18 protein-coding genes are annotated in these 15,928 nt (G+C 70.9%); 7 read left to right on the forward strand and 11 right to left on the reverse strand.

The window, feature by feature from the left end; translation table 11 throughout:
• Positions 1-158: 158 nt before the first annotated feature.
• Positions 159-905 (reverse strand): 2,3-diphosphoglycerate-dependent phosphoglycerate mutase, encoded by a 747-nt coding sequence (gene gpmA, locus ACY0MJ_RS09850; protein ID WP_462638238.1) that lies wholly within the window; start codon positions 903-905, stop codon positions 159-161.
• Positions 906-998: 93 nt separating this feature from the next.
• On the opposite strand from gpmA, the gene ACY0MJ_RS09855 reads away from it, so the two are divergent.
• From ACY0MJ_RS09855 to ACY0MJ_RS09875, 5 genes are all read left to right on the forward strand, one after another.
• Complete coding sequence (locus ACY0MJ_RS09855) at positions 999-1,409, forward strand: rhodanese-like domain-containing protein (protein WP_462638501.1); 411 nt, start codon at positions 999-1,001, stop codon at positions 1,407-1,409.
• Positions 1,410-1,429: 20 nt separating this feature from the next.
• Positions 1,430-1,696, forward strand: coding sequence for a glutaredoxin 3 (gene grxC, locus ACY0MJ_RS09860; protein WP_462638239.1), 267 nt, complete (start codon positions 1,430-1,432; stop codon positions 1,694-1,696).
• Positions 1,697-1,798: 102 nt separating this feature from the next.
• Entirely contained in the window at positions 1,799-2,269 is a 471-nt protein-coding gene (secB, locus tag ACY0MJ_RS09865) for a protein-export chaperone SecB (protein ID WP_462638240.1), read from the forward strand.
• A gap of 23 nt (positions 2,270-2,292) precedes the next feature.
• Entirely contained in the window at positions 2,293-3,297 is a 1,005-nt protein-coding gene (locus ACY0MJ_RS09870) for an NAD(P)H-dependent glycerol-3-phosphate dehydrogenase (RefSeq protein ID WP_462638241.1), read from the forward strand.
• A 79-nt stretch (positions 3,298-3,376) separates the two neighbouring features.
• On the forward strand, positions 3,377-4,060 hold the full coding sequence (locus ACY0MJ_RS09875; protein ID WP_462638242.1) for a hypothetical protein: 684 nt from the start codon (positions 3,377-3,379) through the stop codon (positions 4,058-4,060).
• A 96-nt stretch (positions 4,061-4,156) separates the two neighbouring features.
• Here ACY0MJ_RS09875 and ACY0MJ_RS09880 read toward each other — a convergent pair whose 3' ends face one another.
• Both ACY0MJ_RS09880 and ACY0MJ_RS09885 read right to left on the reverse strand, forming a co-directional pair.
• A complete protein-coding gene (locus tag ACY0MJ_RS09880; protein WP_462638244.1) occupies positions 4,157-4,480 on the reverse strand; it encodes a thioredoxin family protein in 324 nt (107 codons plus the stop codon).
• Positions 4,481-4,585: 105 nt separating this feature from the next.
• Positions 4,586-4,978 (reverse strand): PaaI family thioesterase, encoded by a 393-nt coding sequence (locus ACY0MJ_RS09885; protein ID WP_462638245.1) that lies wholly within the window; start codon positions 4,976-4,978, stop codon positions 4,586-4,588.
• Positions 4,979-5,077: 99 nt separating this feature from the next.
• On the opposite strand from ACY0MJ_RS09885, the gene nadC reads away from it, so the two are divergent.
• A complete protein-coding gene (nadC, locus tag ACY0MJ_RS09890) occupies positions 5,078-5,944 on the forward strand; it encodes a carboxylating nicotinate-nucleotide diphosphorylase (protein WP_462638246.1) in 867 nt (288 codons plus the stop codon).
• The gene (gene nadA, locus ACY0MJ_RS09895; RefSeq protein WP_462638247.1) at positions 5,941-7,059 is read left to right on the forward strand and encodes a quinolinate synthase NadA; all 1,119 of its coding nucleotides are present in this window, start codon (positions 5,941-5,943) and stop codon (positions 7,057-7,059) included. Before nadC ends, nadA begins: the two co-directional genes overlap by 4 nt.
• Before the next feature lie 4 nt (positions 7,060-7,063).
• Here the strand turns inward: nadA and ACY0MJ_RS09900 are convergent, their stop codons facing one another.
• From ACY0MJ_RS09900 to ACY0MJ_RS09935, 8 genes are all read right to left on the reverse strand, one after another.
• The gene (locus ACY0MJ_RS09900; RefSeq protein WP_462638248.1) at positions 7,064-8,044 is read right to left on the reverse strand and encodes a hypothetical protein; all 981 of its coding nucleotides are present in this window, start codon (positions 8,042-8,044) and stop codon (positions 7,064-7,066) included.
• 70 nt (positions 8,045-8,114) lie between these two features.
• On the reverse strand, positions 8,115-9,698 hold the full coding sequence (locus tag ACY0MJ_RS09905) for a methyl-accepting chemotaxis protein (protein ID WP_462638249.1): 1,584 nt from the start codon (positions 9,696-9,698) through the stop codon (positions 8,115-8,117).
• 5 nt (positions 9,699-9,703) lie between these two features.
• Positions 9,704-10,129 (reverse strand): type 2 periplasmic-binding domain-containing protein, encoded by a 426-nt coding sequence (locus tag ACY0MJ_RS09910; RefSeq protein WP_462638250.1) that lies wholly within the window; start codon positions 10,127-10,129, stop codon positions 9,704-9,706.
• An 11-nt stretch (positions 10,130-10,140) separates the two neighbouring features.
• A complete protein-coding gene (locus ACY0MJ_RS09915) occupies positions 10,141-11,265 on the reverse strand; it encodes a hypothetical protein (protein WP_462638251.1) in 1,125 nt (374 codons plus the stop codon).
• 174 nt (positions 11,266-11,439) lie between these two features.
• Positions 11,440-13,020 (reverse strand): L-aspartate oxidase, encoded by a 1,581-nt coding sequence (gene nadB / locus ACY0MJ_RS09920; RefSeq protein ID WP_462638252.1) that lies wholly within the window; start codon positions 13,018-13,020, stop codon positions 11,440-11,442.
• A 25-nt stretch (positions 13,021-13,045) separates the two neighbouring features.
• The gene (locus tag ACY0MJ_RS09925) at positions 13,046-13,897 is read right to left on the reverse strand and encodes a segregation and condensation protein A (protein ID WP_462638253.1); all 852 of its coding nucleotides are present in this window, start codon (positions 13,895-13,897) and stop codon (positions 13,046-13,048) included.
• Positions 13,898-13,913: 16 nt separating this feature from the next.
• On the reverse strand, positions 13,914-14,144 hold the full coding sequence (locus tag ACY0MJ_RS09930; RefSeq protein ID WP_462638254.1) for a DUF3460 family protein: 231 nt from the start codon (positions 14,142-14,144) through the stop codon (positions 13,914-13,916).
• A gap of 19 nt (positions 14,145-14,163) precedes the next feature.
• Positions 14,164-15,789 (reverse strand): SulP family inorganic anion transporter, encoded by a 1,626-nt coding sequence (locus ACY0MJ_RS09935; RefSeq protein ID WP_462638255.1) that lies wholly within the window; start codon positions 15,787-15,789, stop codon positions 14,164-14,166.
• Between the last annotated feature and the right edge of the window lie 139 nt (positions 15,790-15,928).

A 15,928-nucleotide genomic window follows, 5' to 3' on the forward strand; every position in this document is an offset into this window, starting at 1 on the left:
TCGACTTCAATATACACCTGAGAAACTTCTCTGACGCCGGGCCGGATCAGGGGTTCCCAGGAGGCCACGGACGGCATGTGAAAAAAACGCGCATTGCCGCAGGAACAGTCCTACAAGGACGAAGAAAGTGGGTCCCCGCTCAACGCGAAAGCCGCTGCTCAGGTTCCCTTGCCCTGGCTCGCGACCGCGGCCGCGGCCTTCGCCGCCGCCTCGGCATCGCCCAGGTAGTAATGGCGCAACGGTTTCAGGTCCGCGTCGAGTTCGTAGACCAGCGGGATGCCGTTCGGGATGTTGAGGCCCACGATGTCCTGGTCGGAGATGCCATCGAGGTACTTCACCAGCGCGCGGATCGAGTTGCCGTGCGCCGCCACCAGCACCTGCTTGCCGGCGCGGATGGCGGGCGCCATGGATTCGTTCCAGAACGGCAGCACGCGGGCGACGGTGTCCTTGAGGCACTCGGTCAGCGGCACCTGCTCCGGCTTGAGCTTGGCGTAGCGGATGTCGCCGCGCTCGCTGCGCGGGTCGCCAGGCTCGAGCGCCGGCGGCGGCACGTCGTAGCTGCGGCGCCAGAGCAGCACCTGCGCATCGCCGTACTCGCGCGCGGTCTCCGCCTTGTTCAGGCCCTGCAGCGCGCCGTAGTGGCGCTCGTTGAGCCGCCAGGAGTGCACCACGGGCAGCCAGGTGCGGTCCATTTCGTCCAGCACGTGCCACAGCGTGCGGGTGGCGCGCTTCAGGACGCTCGTATAGCAGAGGTCGAACTCGTAGCCTTCGGCCTTCAGCAGGCGGCCGGCCTGCACCGCCTGCTCCAGGCCCAGCGGCGTCAGGTCCACGTCGGTCCAGCCGGTGAAGCGGTTTTCCAGGTTCCAGGTCGATTCGCCGTGGCGGATCAGGACGAGCTTGTGCATGAGGGTTGGACGGGAAGGGGAAACCCGGCATTCTAGAATTGCGGGCTGTCCGGCGCGGGCCGGATCCTTACAAGAGAGCTTTCCATGGACGTCATGCCCTTCCTGCAGCACAACTGGGCGCTGGTGCTCATCGCCGTCGCCTCGGGCGGCATGCTGCTCGCGCCCAGCATCCGCGCGGGCACCCGCGCGGGCGGCCTCACGCCCGGCGGCGCCGTGCAGTTGATCAACCGCGAGCGGGCGGTGGTGGTGGACGTGAGCGAGGCGGACGAGTTCGCCGCCGGCCACATCGTCGGCTCGCGCAACATCCCGGTGTCGGACCTGCAGAAGAGGCTGCCCGAGGTGGTGAAGAACAAGACGGTGCCGCTGATCCTGGTATGCGCCAGCGGCGCCCGGGCCCAGCGCTGCCTGGCGACCGCGAAATCCCTGGGGTACGACAAGGCTGTCGTCCTGGGTGGCGGACTGCGCGCATGGAAAGAAGCTAACCTCCCGGTCGAGAAAGCCTGAACCGAGAGCACCATTCCTCCATGCAACCCGTCAAGATGTACACCACGGCCGTTTGCCCCTACTGCATCCGCGCCAAGCAGATCCTCAAGTCCAAGGGCGTCGAAGCCATCGAGGAGATCCGCATCGACATGCAGCCCGAAGAGCGCATGAAGATGATGGAGATCACCGGCCGGCGCACGGTGCCGCAGATCTTCATCGGCGAGACCCACGTCGGCGGCTGCGACGACCTCGTGGCGCTCGACGGCCGCGGCGGTCTGGTGCCGCTGCTCAACGGCCAGGCCGGCTGAGGCACGGGCCGGCGTTCCGGCCTGAGATAATCCCCGGGACACGCACTGCGCCCGCCGGAGCGTTCCGGCGGGCTTTTTCATTCGCACCCGAAAGGCATGGCCATGGCCGACAACAACGATCCCGTTTTCCAGATCCAGCGCGTCTACCTCAAGGAGGCTTCGCTGGAGCAGCCGAATTCCCCCGCCATCCTGCTGGAGCAGGAGCAGCCCAGCGTGGACATCCAGCTGGGGGTGGAAGCCCAGCAGGCGGCCGAGGGCATGTTCGAGGTCGCCGTGTCGGCGACCGTCACGACCAAGATCAAGGACAAGACGGTGTTCCTGGTCGAAGTGAAGCAGGCGGGCATCTTCGAGATCCGCAACGTCCCGGCCGACCAGATGCAGGCCGTGATGGGCATCGCCTGCCCGCAGATCGTCTATCCCTACCTGCGCGGCAACGTCTCCGACCTGATCACCCGCGCCGGCTTCCCGCCGGTGCACCTGGCCGAGATCAACTTCCAGGCCATGTACGAGCAGCAGCAGGCCCAGCAGGCCGGCAACGGCGGCCAGGCCTCGCCCATCATCACCACGGCCTGAGCGCCGCAGGGCGGCCGCGCACGATGCAGATCCTGGTGCTCGGGGCCGGCGCCTGGGGCACGGCGCTCGCCATCAGCGCGGGCGCGCGCCACGGCGTCACGCTGTGGGCGCGCGATCCGGCGCAGGCCGCGACGCTCGCGGCGCGCCGCGAGAACCCCACCTATCTCCCCGGGCACGCGCTGCCGCCGGGCGTGACCGTCGCTTCGCCGCAGGAGGGCGCGCCGGCCGCGCTCGCGCCACGCCACGATCTCGTGATCGTCGCCACGCCCATGGCGGGCCTGCGCGGCATGCTCTGCGCGCTGGCGGATGCCGGCCGCCCGGTCGCCTGGCTGTGCAAGGGCTTCGAGGCGCCGCTCACGCGCGACTACGGGCTGCTGGGCCACGAGGTGCACGCCGAAGTGGCGCCGCAACTCGCGGCGGGCGCCCTGAGCGGCCCCAGCTTCGCGCAGGAAGTGGCCCGCGGCCAGCCGACGGCGCTGGTCGCGGCCAGCCACGCCCCCGTGCTGCGCGACGCGCTGGTGGCCGCCTTCCACGGGCCGGCGATGCGGATCTATGCGAATGACGACCTCGCCGGCGTGGAAGTCGGCGGCGCCGTGAAGAACGTGCTGGCCATCGCCACGGGCCTGTGCGACGGCCTCGCGCTGGGCATGAATGCGCGCGCCGCCCTGGTCACGCGCGGGCTGGCGGAGATGACGCGCCTGGGCGTCGCGCTGGGTGCGCGGGCGGAGACCTTCATGGGCCTCTCGGGCCTGGGCGACCTGGTGCTCACGGCCACCGGCGACCTGAGCCGCAACCGCCGCGTCGGCCTGTTGCTCGCGGAAGGCCGCAGCCTGCAGCAGGCGGTGGAATCGCTGGGGCACGTGGCCGAAGGCGTGTACAGCGCGCGCACCGTGGTGGAGCGCGCGCGCCGGCTCGGCGTGGAGATGCCGATCGCCGAGGCGGTGGTGGAACTGCTCGCCGGGCGCCTGGCGCCGGCCCAGGCCGTCGCGGAGCTCATGGGCCGCGACCCGGCCGCAGAATATTCCTGAAGTTACGTAGGGAGCTTCCCCCGTCCGCCAGTGGCGGTGCTGGGCTAGCCTGCGGCCTCCATCCCCACCGGAGACCCCCATGCGCCGCCTGCCCCTTGCCCTCGCCGCCACCGCGTCCGTCCTCCTGCTGGCCTCCTGCGCCGGCGGCATGGGCGGGATGATGGACGACGGCTACCGCATGCAGTCCGCGAATCCCATGAGCTTCTTCGTCACGAGCAGGAATCCGGGACAGGGCGCGGACTTCGGCGGGCTGGCGGGCGCCGACCGGCACTGCCAAGCCCTCGCGGCCTCGGCCGGCGCGGGGCACCGCACCTGGCGCGCCTACCTGAGCACCACGGGGCCGGGCGCGGTCAACGCGCGCGACCGCATCGGCCGGGGGCCCTGGGTCGACGCAAAGGGCGTGCAGGTCGCGCGCAACGTCGACGAACTGCACGGCGACAACCAGCTGAACAAGATGACGGCGCTCACGGAACGCGGCGAGGTGGTGATGGGCCGCGGCGACGCCGTCAACATGCACGACATCCTGACGGGATCCACGCCCGATGGCCGCGCCACGGGCGGCGCCGCTGCCGACACCACCTGCGGCAACTGGACGCGCAGCGGCGAGGGCTCCGCGATCGTCGGCCACCACGACCGCATGGGCCTGCGCGACGACGCGCCCTCGCGTTCGTGGAATTCCTCGCACGCCACGCGCGGGTGCGGGATGGAGGCCTTGAAGGCGACCGGCGGGGCGGGGCTGCTGTACTGCTTCGCGGCGGACTGAGTTTGCTGGGGTTCGCTTCGCTCACCGCCAGCCTACGAAATCCCGTGATGCGCGGGCATCGTAGGCTGGCGGTGAGCCGAAGGCGAACCCCAGCGCCTACGCGATCTTCGCCATTGCCTCGCGCACTTCGTCGAGGTTCGAGGGACGCGTGAGGCGGGCGACTTCCTGTCCGTCCTTGAGGAAGACCAGGGTGGGCCACAGCTTCACGCGGAAGCTGCGCCCCAGCGCGCGGCCGGGGCCGTCTTCCACCTTGATGTGGCGCACGCCCGGATGCGAGGCGAAGCCGCCGGCGATCAGCGGCTGGGCGGCGCGGCACCAGCCGCACCAGCCCGTGCCGAACTCCAGGACCGTGGGGCCGGGCAGGGCATCGACCTCGCTGCGCTCGGGCGCCTCGGCTTCGGTGGCATAGCTCGTTTCCATGCCGCCATTGTCGGGCCGACGGGCTTCGGCCGCGTCAGCGGCCCCCGGGACTGCTTGTGGGTTCCTGCCGTAGGCTGGAGGTGAGCGGAGCGAACCCCAGCAACGTTAGTCAAGCACCAGCTGCGTCTGCGTCACCACCGAGCAGAGCTTGCCCTCCGCATTCCGGATGCTCGTCTGCCACACGTTCGTCGTCCGCCCGCGATGCAGCGCCACGCTTTCCCCGGTCACGACCGTGTCCACCCGCGCGCCGCCGATGAACTTGGTGCTGGAATCGGTGGTGGTCGTGCGCTTGCCCTTCGGCAGGTTCAGCAGCGTGCCGATCGCGCCCAGCGTGTCGGCGAAGGCCATGTGCGCGCCGCCGTGCAGGATGCCCCCGGCGGTGCAGAGCTCGGGCCGCACCCGCAGGGTGGCGACCACGCGCGTGGGGGTCGCTTCGGTGAGTTGGACGCCCAGCAGTCCCGGGAACTGGTCCTGGAACAGCTGCTGGATTTGTTCCACGTCAAGATCCATCGCCTCGCTCCGGAAAAGGGAGGCCCCACTGTAGCCGAGCTTGTCCCCGCGGCGAGCAGTGGATGCGCCCTCCGTTATGCTCGCGGGATGACTGCGGTGTTCGATTTCTCCGCTGCCGCGGTGGCGGAACTCGCGCGTGCCGATGCGGCGCGCGCCCTGGCCGAGGACGTCGGCGCGGGCGACCTCACGGCCGCCCTGGTGGACCCGGCGCGGCGCGCACAGGCGCGCGTGATCGCGCGCGAAAGCGCGGTGATCTGCGGCGCCCCCTGGGCCGAGGCGACCGTGCACCAGGTGGATCCCGGCGCGCAGGTGCGCTGGCTGGTGCCGGAAGGCCGGCGCTGCGAGGCCGGCCAGGTGGTGCTGGAAGTCGAGGGGAGCGCCCGCGGGCTGCTCACCGCGGAGCGCACGGTGCTCAACTTCCTGCAGCTGCTCAGCGGCGTCGCCACCAAGACGGCCGGCTACGTCGAGGCCGTGCGCGGCACGCGCGCGCAGATCGTCGACACGCGCAAGACGCTGCCCGGGCTGCGGCTCGCGCAGAAGTACGCGGTGCAGGCCGGCGGCGGCGTGAACCACCGCATCGGCCTCTACGACGCCGTCCTGATCAAGGAAAACCACATCGCGGCGGCCGGCGGCGTCACGCCCGTGCTGCAGGCGGCGCAGCGCGTGGCCGCGAATGCGGCCTTCATCGAGATCGAGGTCGAGACGCTGGCCCAGCTGGAAGAGGCCCTGGCCGCCGGCGCGAAGATGGTCCTGCTGGACAACATGGAGCTGCCCGTGCTGCGCGAGGCCGTGCGGCTCAACGCGGGCCGCGCGATCCTCGAGATCTCCGGCGGCGTCACCCTCGAGACCCTGCGCGCCCTTGCGGAAACGGGCGTGGACCGCATCTCCATCGGAACCCTCACCAAGGACGTGAAGGCGACCGATTTCTCCATGCGGCTGAAAGAACTGCCATGAGCGCCGTGATCCCGATCAAGGACGTCGAATACGAGCACCCGCTGCCGGGGAGCACCTGCGACACCAAGCATGCCTGGGCGCGCGTGCCCGTCGAGCCTTCGCCCGCCGAACGCGTGGCGCTGAAGGAGCGCATCAAGCAGCTGCTGAAGGAGCGCAACGCCGTCATGGTGTCGCACTACTACGTGCACCCGGACCTGCAGGACCTGGCCGAGGAGACCGGCGGCATCGTCAGCGACTCGCTGGAGATGGCGCGCTTCGGCCGCGACCACCCGGCGCAGACGCTGGTGGTCTCGGGCGTGAAGTTCATGGGCGAGACGGCCAAGATCCTGTCGCCGGAGAAGCGCGTGCTCATGCCGGACCTGGACGCCACCTGCTCGCTGGACCTCGGCTGCCCCGCCGACGAATTCGACGCCTTCTGCAACCAGCACCCGGACCGCACGGTGGTCGTGTACGCGAACACCAGCGCCGCCGTGAAGGCGCGCTCGGACTGGCTCGTCACCTCCAGCTGCGCGCTGGACATCGTGGGCGCGCTCAAGGCCAAGGGCCACAAGATCCTGTGGGCGCCCGACAAGCACCTGGGCAGCTACATCCAGCGCGAGACCGGCGCCGACATGGTGTTCTGGAACGGCTCGTGCATCGTGCACGACGAGTTCAAGGCCTTCGAGCTGGAGGACCTGAAGAAGCAGTATCCGAAGGCCAAGGTGCTGGTTCACCCGGAGTCGCCGGCCGACGTCGTGGCGCTGGCGGACGCGGTGGGCTCCACCTCGGGCATCCTGAAGGCGGCCCGCGAGATGGACGCGCGCGAATTCATCGTCGCCACCGACAACGGCATGATGCACAAGCTGCGCACGCTGAACCCCGGCAAGGTGTTCATCGAGGCGCCGACGGCGGGCAACAGCGCCACCTGCAAGAGCTGCGCGCACTGCCCCTGGATGGCCATGAACGGCCTGGCGGGCCTGGCGCACGTGCTGGAGACGGGGGCGAACGAGGTGTTCGTGGACGCGGCGCTGGGCGAGCGGGCGCGCGTGCCGATCGACCGGATGCTGGCGTTCACGGCGGCGTTGAAGGCGGGGCAGCCCGCGGGCGCCTTGGTTCCGAACATCGGCGCCGCGTGAGGCCTCAACGCCGCCGCGTCGCGCTGAACTGCCACGCATCGCTGCTCGCCAGCCCCACCAGCAGCAGCCACGTGAACCCCGCCGACACCACGCTCAGCGCCGACACGTCCACCTTCGGCGCCTGCAACGCCCAGACCACCGGCGCCCAGTCGTAGACCGCCAGCAGCACGGCCGCCGCGAACAGCACGGCGCCCGTGGCGAAGCGGCCCTGCAGCCACTGCCCCGTCCCGGGCACCAGCAGCGAGGCCAGCACCTCGTGCCAGCGCCGGCGCACCGCTTGCGGCTTCGCAACCGCAAGCGCCGGGTCGTCTTCCTCCAGGATCGCCGGCGAGGCCATGAGCAGTTCCGCGACCCGCCGGGCCGTGGCGCCGCTCGCGCAGTGCAGGCGCAGCGTGGTGCCGGTGGTGAAGCACAGCACCAGGTTGGGCGGCCGCATCAGCCGCGACCAGAGCGAGCGCTGGCGGCCGCCCGGCGCCTGCTCCGGCGGGCCGGCGAAGACGACGCTGCGGCGCGGCCATTCGCTCAGCAGCCGGCGCTCGCCCGCGGAGGCCGCGAACAGCAGGATGCGCCGGTTGGTCACCAGCAGCCAGCGCGCGCGCCATCCCGGCAGGTACACGGTCTCGCGCGGCGCCTCGGACTCCAGCTTCACGCGCTCGAAGTCGTCCCGCGACCGCAGCCATTCCACGGCGCGATGGTTCAGCGCCGGCTCGTACTCGGGCCGCGACGCGAGGCGGTCGTGCCGCCACTGCTGCCACCAGGCGCCGGCCAGCCCGGGCACCAGCACGCATAGCGCCAGCAGGCGCAGCGACTCGCCGAAGTCGGCCGGATCGTCGCCCGGCAGCCACGCACGCAGCAGCGGGAACAGCACGAAGACCGCGAGCGCGAGGACGGCGAGCCGCACCACCAGCGGCACGCCGTGGATGCGGAAGCGCTGCCGCGCGAGCTCGCGCTTCATCGCATCCGCGGGATTCGGATCCTTGGCCATCGCCTTTTATAACAAGACACCGCAGGAGCGACCAACCGCTGGCCGGCATCCCTGCACGCCCACGTTGCGCTCACGCCAGAGGCGGCAGCAGGTCCGGGGGCGGATCGCCCGCGCCGACGGGTCGCGGCTGGGACTGGCCCGGTTCCGGCAGGCGGAAGCGGGCGACCGCCAGCCCCAGCTGCTCGGCCCGGGATTTCACGTCGTGCGCGGCGGCCACCGACAGGTCGGACATCTGCGCGTTCTCCGTCGTCATCGTCTCCATGCGCGCCACGGCGCGGTTGATGTTGGCGAGGCCGTCGGTCTGCTCGCGCGACGCGATCGCGATCTCGGAGACGATGCTCGCCACTTCCTCGATGGCGCCCTGGATCTTGCCCATGCTGGCGGCCGCGGCGTTCACGCGGTCCACGCCCTCGGCCACGCTGGCCCCGGAGGCCTGCAGCAGCGACTTGATCTCCATCGCCGACTGCGCCGAGCGCAGCGCCAGCGCCCGCACTTCCTGGGCCACGACGGCGAAGCCGCGCCCGCGCTCGCCGGCGCGCGCGGCCTCCACCGCGGCGTTGAGCGCCAGCAGGTTGGTCTGGAAGGCGATGCCGTCGATCACGCCGACGATCTCCGTCATGCGGCCGGAGTCGCCGCGGATGCGGTCCATGGTGCCGATCACCTCGCCCATCATGCGGCTGCCGTCGCCGGTGAAGGTCAGGGCCTGGCGCGCCAGCGCGTCGAGGTGGTCCGCGTTGCCGGCGGTGCGCTGCACGGTCGTCGTGATCTGCTCCAGCGACGATGCCGTATCCTCCAGCGCCGCGGCCTGCCGCTGCGTGCGCTCGGCGAGGTGTTCGTTGTTGGCGGCGATGCCGCCGGCGGCATGCAGCAGCTCGCGCGAGGCTTCGCGCACCACGCCCAGCATCGCGACCAGCGCGGCCTGCATGCGGCCGATGTCGCCGATCAGCCCGCCGTCGCGCGCGCTGCCCTGCGCGAGCCGGCCCGTGAGGTCGCCCGAGGCGACGCGGTTGACCACCCGGGCCGCGTCGTCGGGATCGCCGCCGAGGCGGTCGCCCACGCTGCGGATGATCAGCCAGGACAGCAGGCTCAGTCCGGCCGCGACCGCCGCCGCCAGCAGGACGAGCGCCAGCGTGCCGCGGTCGATGGCCCGCGAGGTGTCGGCCAGCGATGCGCGGAAGCGCGCACGCGCGCCGGCCAGCATCTCGCCGGAGGCCTGCTCCAGGGCCTGCTGCGCCTCCTGCATCGCGTGGATCGCGCCGGCCTCGTCGCCCTGCGCCTGCTTCAGCAGGATGCGGCTGGCCGCCTCGGCCGCCGTCCACCACGCTTCGAAGCGGGCGCCCAGCTGCTCCGCGGCCGCCTTGCGGCCGGCGATGGCGCCCATGGCGGCCAGGGCCGCGCGCGCGCCGTCGGCATGCTCGCGCGCCGCTTGCAGCCCGTGGGCGTCGCCCTCCTGGATCGCGCTCTGCAGCGCGTAGCGCGCGTCCTCGAGCGCCTTCGCGAAGCGGTTCGCCGCGTCCAGCGAAGGTTCGTCGACCGAGACCAGCTGCGAGGCCGCGCGATTGGACGACAGCGCCATCGCGACGCCCACCAGGAAGGCCAGGATCGCCACGCAGGGGATCAGCCAGATGCGCTGCTTGAAACCGAGGGAGTGCATGGCCTTCACCGCACCGTCAGGACGGCCTTGACGCTGGCGTCCACGGCCGCGGGGTCGATGAAGCCGATCGCGGACGGCTCCGCCGCCACCGCCTTCTTCACCTCGGCGCTGTCGGCCAGCACGCGCGGGCGCGTGCCCTTGCCGCTGAAGATCAGGCGCGACCACACGGCCTTGAACTGGGCCGCCGACTTGTCCAGCACCCGGGCCAGGAACTCCTGGCGCACGGCGCTGCCTTCGGCCTGGTCCAGCGGAACCGCGGCCCCGCCGCCGGGGAAGGCGTTGCTCGCGCCCATGTAGATCTGCGCCACCTGTTCCGCCGTCAGCTCGCCCACGGGGTTGCGCGGGTGGACAACGACCACCAGGTCGGCCTGCGCCGGGGCGGCGAGGGCCAGCGCCGCCAGGGCCGCGAGAAGCGCTCGTTTGCAGTTCATGCGCGCGCTCCTCAGAAGACGAAGTCGTAGGACAGCGACAGCAGCGTCGCGTTGCCCACGAAGGGGGCGCGCCGGTCGCGCAGGCGGTCCACCTGCACCTTGAGGGCGCTGGAGGAGCCGAGGTCGTAGCGCAGGCTCGCGCTGGCCGTGCTCCAGCGCGAGGTCTCGTAGTCCGCCGGAAAGCGCGTGCTCTCCGAGTAGTCGGTGAGCGTGAGCATGGGCGTGAAGTCGCCGAAGCGGTAGCCCGCCGAGACCAGCCAGGACACCGCCTTGTAGGCGTAGCGGCCGCGGTCGAAGATGCTGTACTCGGTGCGCAGCAGCATGTTGCGCCAGTCGATGTTCACCGCGGCGCCGTAGGCGTCGTGCATGCCGCGCGTGGCGCCCGAGGGCTGGACGTCGGCGGTGCCGGTGGCGCGGTCGATCTGCTCGTAGTCGGCGCGCACGTAGACGAGGCGGCCGGTGAACCAGTCGCGGCTCACCTCCAGGTCGGCGCCGGCGATGCCGGACCACTTCACGTCCTTCAGCTCGTCGTAGAGGATGCGCGAATAGCCGTTCTTGCGGCTGTTCTCCGAGCCGCCGAAGACGCTGGAGCGCAGCGACCACGGGCCGGCGCTGCGCCGCCAGGTGGCGCTGGCGCCGTTGTAGTTGACGACGTCCCAGCCGTACACGTCGGGCGGAACGCGCACCCACGGGTACGCGAAGCCGATGTCCTGGAAATCCGAATAGAAGTACAGCGGCAGGCGCTTGCGACCGAGCTGGAAACTCCACTCGGGCGTCGGCGCCCAGGTGACGTAGGCCCATTCGAGCTCGGCGAGCGGGTTCGTCACCGCGCGCGCGACCACCTGCGCGGTGGCCGACCACTGCGGCGAGAACGTCGCGGTGCCCTGGACGCCGAGGCGGCTTTCCGGCTCGGCGCTCCAGCGGTTCTCGTACACGCCGCCGTGCCCCCAGTCCGCCACGAAGCGGGTGCACGCATCGGCGAAGGCCGTGGCCACCGCGTTCTCGGTGCAGCGGCCGAAGGTGCGGCCGACCACGAGCGAGCCGAAGCCCGAGAGGCTCAGGTCCACCGCCGGCGCGGCCGCCGCCCAGGCGAGCAGCAGCGGCCCGGCCGCGGCCCGTATCCAGTTCGCTCTCATGTGCCCTCCGCCCCCGCGAAACAAATAGTTACTACGAGGTCGCGAACATAGCCCATCCGTATGCAGGCGCCCCGCGCCGGAAGGAGGACGGCCGCGGGAAATCCGACCGGCGGGCGGCGATGGCGGCTGGACGGAACGGGCGGCGTGGCGGCGCAACGCGTGCGCCGCGCGGGCTCAGGCGGGCTTCAGGATGGTCGGCCCGGTGACGGCCGCCATCTGCGGGTAGTCGCGGCTGAAGTGGAGGCCGCGGCTTTCGTGGCGCGACTGCGCCGACTTCACGATCAGGTCGGCCACGGTGACCAGGTTGCGCAGTTCCAGCAGGTCGCGGCTCACGTGGAACGCGCTGTAGAACTCCTGGATCTCCTGCTGCAGCAGCGCGATGCGGTGCGCCGCGCGTTCCAGCCGCTTGTTGGTGCGCACGATGCCCACGTAGTCCCACATGAAGCGGCGCAGCTCCTCCCAGTTGTGGGAGATCACCACCGCCTCGTCGGCGTCCGTGACGCGGCTGTCGTCCCAGGGCGGGACGGCCGGGGCCGGCGGCATGGGCGTGGCCAGGATGTCGCTGGATGCCGAGCGCGCGAACACCATGCATTCCACCAGCGAGTTGCTCGCCAGCCGGTTGGCGCCGTGCAGGCCGGTGTAGGCCGTCTCGCCGATCGCGTGCAGGCCGGGCAGGTCCGTGCGGCCCGAGAGGTCGGTGTGGATGCCGCCGCAGGTGTAGTGCGCCGCCGGCACCACCGGGATGGGCTCGCGCGTGATGTCGATGCCCAGGTCCAGGCAGCGCGCGTGGATGTTGGGGAAGTGTTCCTTGATGAACGCGGCCGGCTGGTGCGAGATGTCCAGCAGCACGCAGTCCAGGCCGTGCTTCTTCATCTCGAAGTCGATCGCGCGGGCCACCACGTCGCGCGGAGCGAGTTCCAGCCGCTTGTCGTGGTTGGGCATGAAGCGCGTGCCGTCCGGCAGCAGCAGCCGGCCGCCTTCGCCGCGCACGGCCTCGGAGATCAGGAAGTTCTTGACCGAGGGGTGGTACAGGCAGGTCGGGTGGAACTGGATGAACTCCATGTTCGTCACCCGGCAGCCCGCGCGCCAGGCCGCGGCGATGCCGTCGCCGGTGGCGGTGTCGGGGTTGGTCGTGTACAGGTACACCTTGCCGGCCCCGCCGGTGGCCAGGATGGTGTGCGGCGCGCGGAAGGTGACGACCTGGTCGCTGGTCTCGTCCAGCGCGTACAGGCCCAGGCAGCGGTTCGGCTGCTGGCCCAGCTTGCCGGCGACGATCAGGTCCACCAGCATGTGGTGTTCCAGGATGGTGATGTTGGGCGTGTGCCGCACGCGCTGGATCAGCGTCTGCTGCACGGCCGCGCCGGTGGCGTCGGTCACGTGCACGATGCGCCGCGCGCTGTGGCCGCCTTCGCGCGTGAGGTGCAGGTGGCCGTCCTCCTCGGAGAAGGGCACGCCCAGTTCGCGCAGCCAGGCGACGCTTTCGGGCGCGTGCTCCACCACGAAGCGCGTGGCGGCGGGGTCGGAGAGGCCGGCGCCGGCGACCAGCGTGTCGTCGACGTGCGCATCGAAGCTGTCGGACTGGTCCATCACCGCTGCGATGCCGCCCTGGGCCCAGCCGCTGGAACCGTCGCTCATGGCGCGCTTGGTGAGGATGGCCACGCGGTGCGTGGGCGCGAGGTGCAGGGCGGCGGACAGGCCGGCGAGGCCGCTGCCGACGATCAGGACGTCGAAGTCGCGGGAGATGGCTTGGCTCAAGGCGAACTCTTGTTTGTTGTTGTCGTCACGCCGGCTGGTAGGCCAGGCGCACGTAGATGGGCGCGTAGGCTTCCGCCTGCGTCAGCTCGATCAGCGTCTCCTTGGCGAGCTCCAGCGTCGCGATGAAGGTGACGATCAGCACGGGCACGCCCTTGGACGGGTCGAACAGCTGTTCGAATTCCACGAACTTGCGGCCCTGCAGCTTCTTGAGCACCAGGCTCATGTGCTCGCGCACGGAGAGTTCCTCGCGCGTGATCTTGTGGTGCTGCACCAGCTTGGCGCGGCGCAGGATGTCGTGCCAGGCTTCCTGCAGGTCGGCGATGTCGACGTCGGGGAAGCGCGGCTGCAGCGACTGCTCGATGTACACCTGCGCGCGCAGCACGTCGCGCCCGAGCTGGGGCAGCTCGTTGAGGTGGAAGGCGGCGGCCTTCATCTGCTCGTATTCGAGCAGGCGCCGCACCAGCTCGGCCCGCGGGTCCTCGGCTTCCTCGCCCTCGGCCGTCTTCTTGGGCGGCAGCAGCATGCGCGACTTGATCTCGATGAGCATCGCGGCCATGAGGAGGTACTCGGCGGCCAGCTCCAGGTTGCGCGTGCGGATCTCGTCGACGTACTGCAGGTACTGGCGGGTGACGGCCGCCATCGGGATGTCGAGGATGTTGAAATTCTGCTTGCGGATCAGGTACAGCAGCAGGTCCAGGGGGCCTTCGAAGGCCTCGAGGAAGATCTCCAGCGCATCCGGCGGGATGTACAGGTCCTGCGGCATGGCGAACAGCGGTTCGCCGTACAGCCGCGCCAGCGCGACCTGGTCCACCACCTCGGGCAGGCCGGTTTCCTGCGGCGCCGGGGGCTCCGGCAGGATCGTTTCGCTGCTGTCCATGGAGGCCGGTGCCCGCTCAGCGCGGGTGGCGCGGGTCGTCGCCGTAGACGTAGGGCTTCTGCGGCACCCGCGCTTCCGTCCAGGCGGCGATCGCGTCGCGGTCGATGTGCTTGTCCCACCAGATCGCGCGGCCGGCGCGCTGCTGCGCCTCCAGGTCGGGCTTCTCGGCCTTCAGCCGGGAGATGAACTGGGTGATGTCGGACTGGTAATCGGGGCGCCGGAAGATGCGCTGCAGGAAGCTGGCCATGGGGCGATTTTACCGGGGCTCAATCCGCCTGCTCCGGATCGAGCCCGGCGCGCTCGATCATCTCCCTGGGCTGGGCCTGCAGGTTCTCCAGCCGCAGGGTGCCGCCCTTGAGCACGACGGCCTTGTGCAGCTGGCGCAGCGTGTCCAGGCCCGAGGTGTCCAGGTGCACCAGCTGGAGGGCGTCGAGCACCACCTCCGGTGCATCCGGGCCGCTTTCCACCGCGTCCAGGATCGGGTCGATCTTGGCCGTGGCGCCGAAGAAGAGCGAGCCGTAGAGGCGGAAGCGCAGCACCGCGGCGTCGCCCGGCACCTCCTCCACGTTGAACAGCGAACCCATTTTCTGGATGAACAGCACGCAGGCCGTGAGCAGGCCCACCTGCACGGCCACCGTGAGGTCGAACACCACCGTCAGGCCGAAGGTCCCCAGCATCTTCAGGCGGTAGTCCATCCCGTGCTGCTTGAGGCGGGCGAACGCGCGCCATTCGCCCATGTTCCAGGCCACGAAGAACAGGATGCCGGAGAGCACCGGCAGCGGCACCAGCAGCGCCAGCGGCGCCGCCGCCAGCACGATGATGGCCAGGGTGACCGAGTGGATCACGCCGGCCACCGGCGTGGTGGCGCCGGCGCGGATGTTGGTGACGGTGCGCGCGATGGTGCCGGTGGCCGGCATGCCGCCGAAGAAGGGCACCACGAAGTTGGCGACGCCCTGCGCCATCAGCTCCTGGTTCGGGTCGTGGCGGGGCGTGTCGCTCACCTGGTCGGCGACGCGGGCGCACAGCAGCGACTCGATCGCGCCCAGCAGGGCGATGGTGATGGTGGGCGAGACCAGCAGCTTCACGGTCGCCCAGCTGAATTCGGGCAGCGCGAAGGGCGGCAGGCCGCGCGGGATCGAGCCGAAGCGCGTGCCGATGGTTTCCACTGGCAGGTGGAAGGCCCAGGCGATGAGCGTGAGCGACACCAGCGCCACGATCGGGCCGGGGATGCGCGCGCCGACCTCGCTCGCCTCCTTCAGGCCCGGGACGTTCACCGGCAGCCGCTGCGGCAGGCGCGCGTTCCACAGGCGCGGCCACACGAACAGGCCCAGCAGGCAGGCGAGGCCCAGCCCGAAGGCGTAGGGGTTGAAGGTGTCGAGGTGCGCCGCCATCGTGCGCAGCTGCGAGAAGAAGTCGGCCGGCATCTTCTCCACCTCGAGCCCCAGCCAGTCCTTCAGCTGCGACGCGGCGATCAGCACCGCGATCCCGTTGGTGAAACCGATGACGATGCTCACCGGCACGTAGCGCACCAGCCGCCCCAGGCGCAGCATGCCCAGCACGAACAGCAGCACGCCGGCGCAGGCCGTGGCGATCAGCAGGTTGGCGAGGCCGTAGCGCTCGACGATGCCGTAGACGATGACGATGAAGGCGCCGGCCGGCCCGCCGATCTGCACGCTGGAGCCGCCCAGCAGGGCGATGGCGAGGCCCGCGATGATGGCCGTCCACAGGCCCGCCTCGGGCTTGAGGCCCGAGGCGATGGCGAAGGCCATGGCCAGCGGCAGGGCGACGATGCCCACGGTGACGCCGGCGCCGAGGTCGCGCAGGAAACGCGCGCGGTCGTAGCCCCGGACCGCGTCGAGCAGGCGGGGGCGGAAAGCGAAGGAAAAGGACAAGGAGGGCTCCGGGAGTCGAACTGGAACGGGGAGGTTCAGTCGGCTGCCGGAGGGCCGCAGTGGTGCAGCCGGGTGATGAAGCGCCGCCGGCGCGAAAGCGGCAGGATGGCCGCGTGGGCCAGGAGGGGCAGCGTGGCCG

The sequence above is a fragment of the Ramlibacter sp. bp-362 genome, from assembly GCF_054956735.1.

What these genes read in the sequence shown, in the direction of transcription:
- nadA (WP_462638247.1), top strand. Translation starts at nt 5,941, where the DNA reads ATGAGCGCCGTGATCCCGATCAAGGACGTCGAATACGAGCACCCGCTG.
- ACY0MJ_RS09870 (WP_462638241.1), top strand. Translation starts at nt 2,293, where the DNA reads ATGCAGATCCTGGTGCTCGGGGCCGGCGCCTGGGGCACGGCGCTCGCC.
- nadC (WP_462638246.1), top strand. Translation starts at nt 5,078, where the DNA reads ATGACTGCGGTGTTCGATTTCTCCGCTGCCGCGGTGGCGGAACTCGCG.
- ACY0MJ_RS09855 (WP_462638501.1), top strand. Translation starts at nt 999, where the DNA reads ATGCCCTTCCTGCAGCACAACTGGGCGCTGGTGCTCATCGCCGTCGCC.
- ACY0MJ_RS09880 (WP_462638244.1), bottom strand. Translation starts at nt 4,480, where the DNA reads ATGGAAACGAGCTATGCCACCGAAGCCGAGGCGCCCGAGCGCAGCGAG.
- ACY0MJ_RS09930 (WP_462638254.1), bottom strand. Translation starts at nt 14,144, where the DNA reads ATGGCCAGCTTCCTGCAGCGCATCTTCCGGCGCCCCGATTACCAGTCC.
- ACY0MJ_RS09925 (WP_462638253.1), bottom strand. Translation starts at nt 13,897, where the DNA reads ATGGACAGCAGCGAAACGATCCTGCCGGAGCCCCCGGCGCCGCAGGAA.
- ACY0MJ_RS09900 (WP_462638248.1), bottom strand. Translation starts at nt 8,044, where the DNA reads ATGGCCAAGGATCCGAATCCCGCGGATGCGATGAAGCGCGAGCTCGCG.
- gpmA (WP_462638238.1), bottom strand. Translation starts at nt 905, where the DNA reads ATGCACAAGCTCGTCCTGATCCGCCACGGCGAATCGACCTGGAACCTG.
- grxC (WP_462638239.1), top strand. Translation starts at nt 1,430, where the DNA reads ATGCAACCCGTCAAGATGTACACCACGGCCGTTTGCCCCTACTGCATC.
- ACY0MJ_RS09915 (WP_462638251.1), bottom strand. Translation starts at nt 11,265, where the DNA reads ATGAGAGCGAACTGGATACGGGCCGCGGCCGGGCCGCTGCTGCTCGCC.
- secB (WP_462638240.1), top strand. Translation starts at nt 1,799, where the DNA reads ATGGCCGACAACAACGATCCCGTTTTCCAGATCCAGCGCGTCTACCTC.
- ACY0MJ_RS09910 (WP_462638250.1), bottom strand. Translation starts at nt 10,129, where the DNA reads ATGAACTGCAAACGAGCGCTTCTCGCGGCCCTGGCGGCGCTGGCCCTC.
- ACY0MJ_RS09875 (WP_462638242.1), top strand. Translation starts at nt 3,377, where the DNA reads ATGCGCCGCCTGCCCCTTGCCCTCGCCGCCACCGCGTCCGTCCTCCTG.
- ACY0MJ_RS09905 (WP_462638249.1), bottom strand. Translation starts at nt 9,698, where the DNA reads ATGCACTCCCTCGGTTTCAAGCAGCGCATCTGGCTGATCCCCTGCGTG.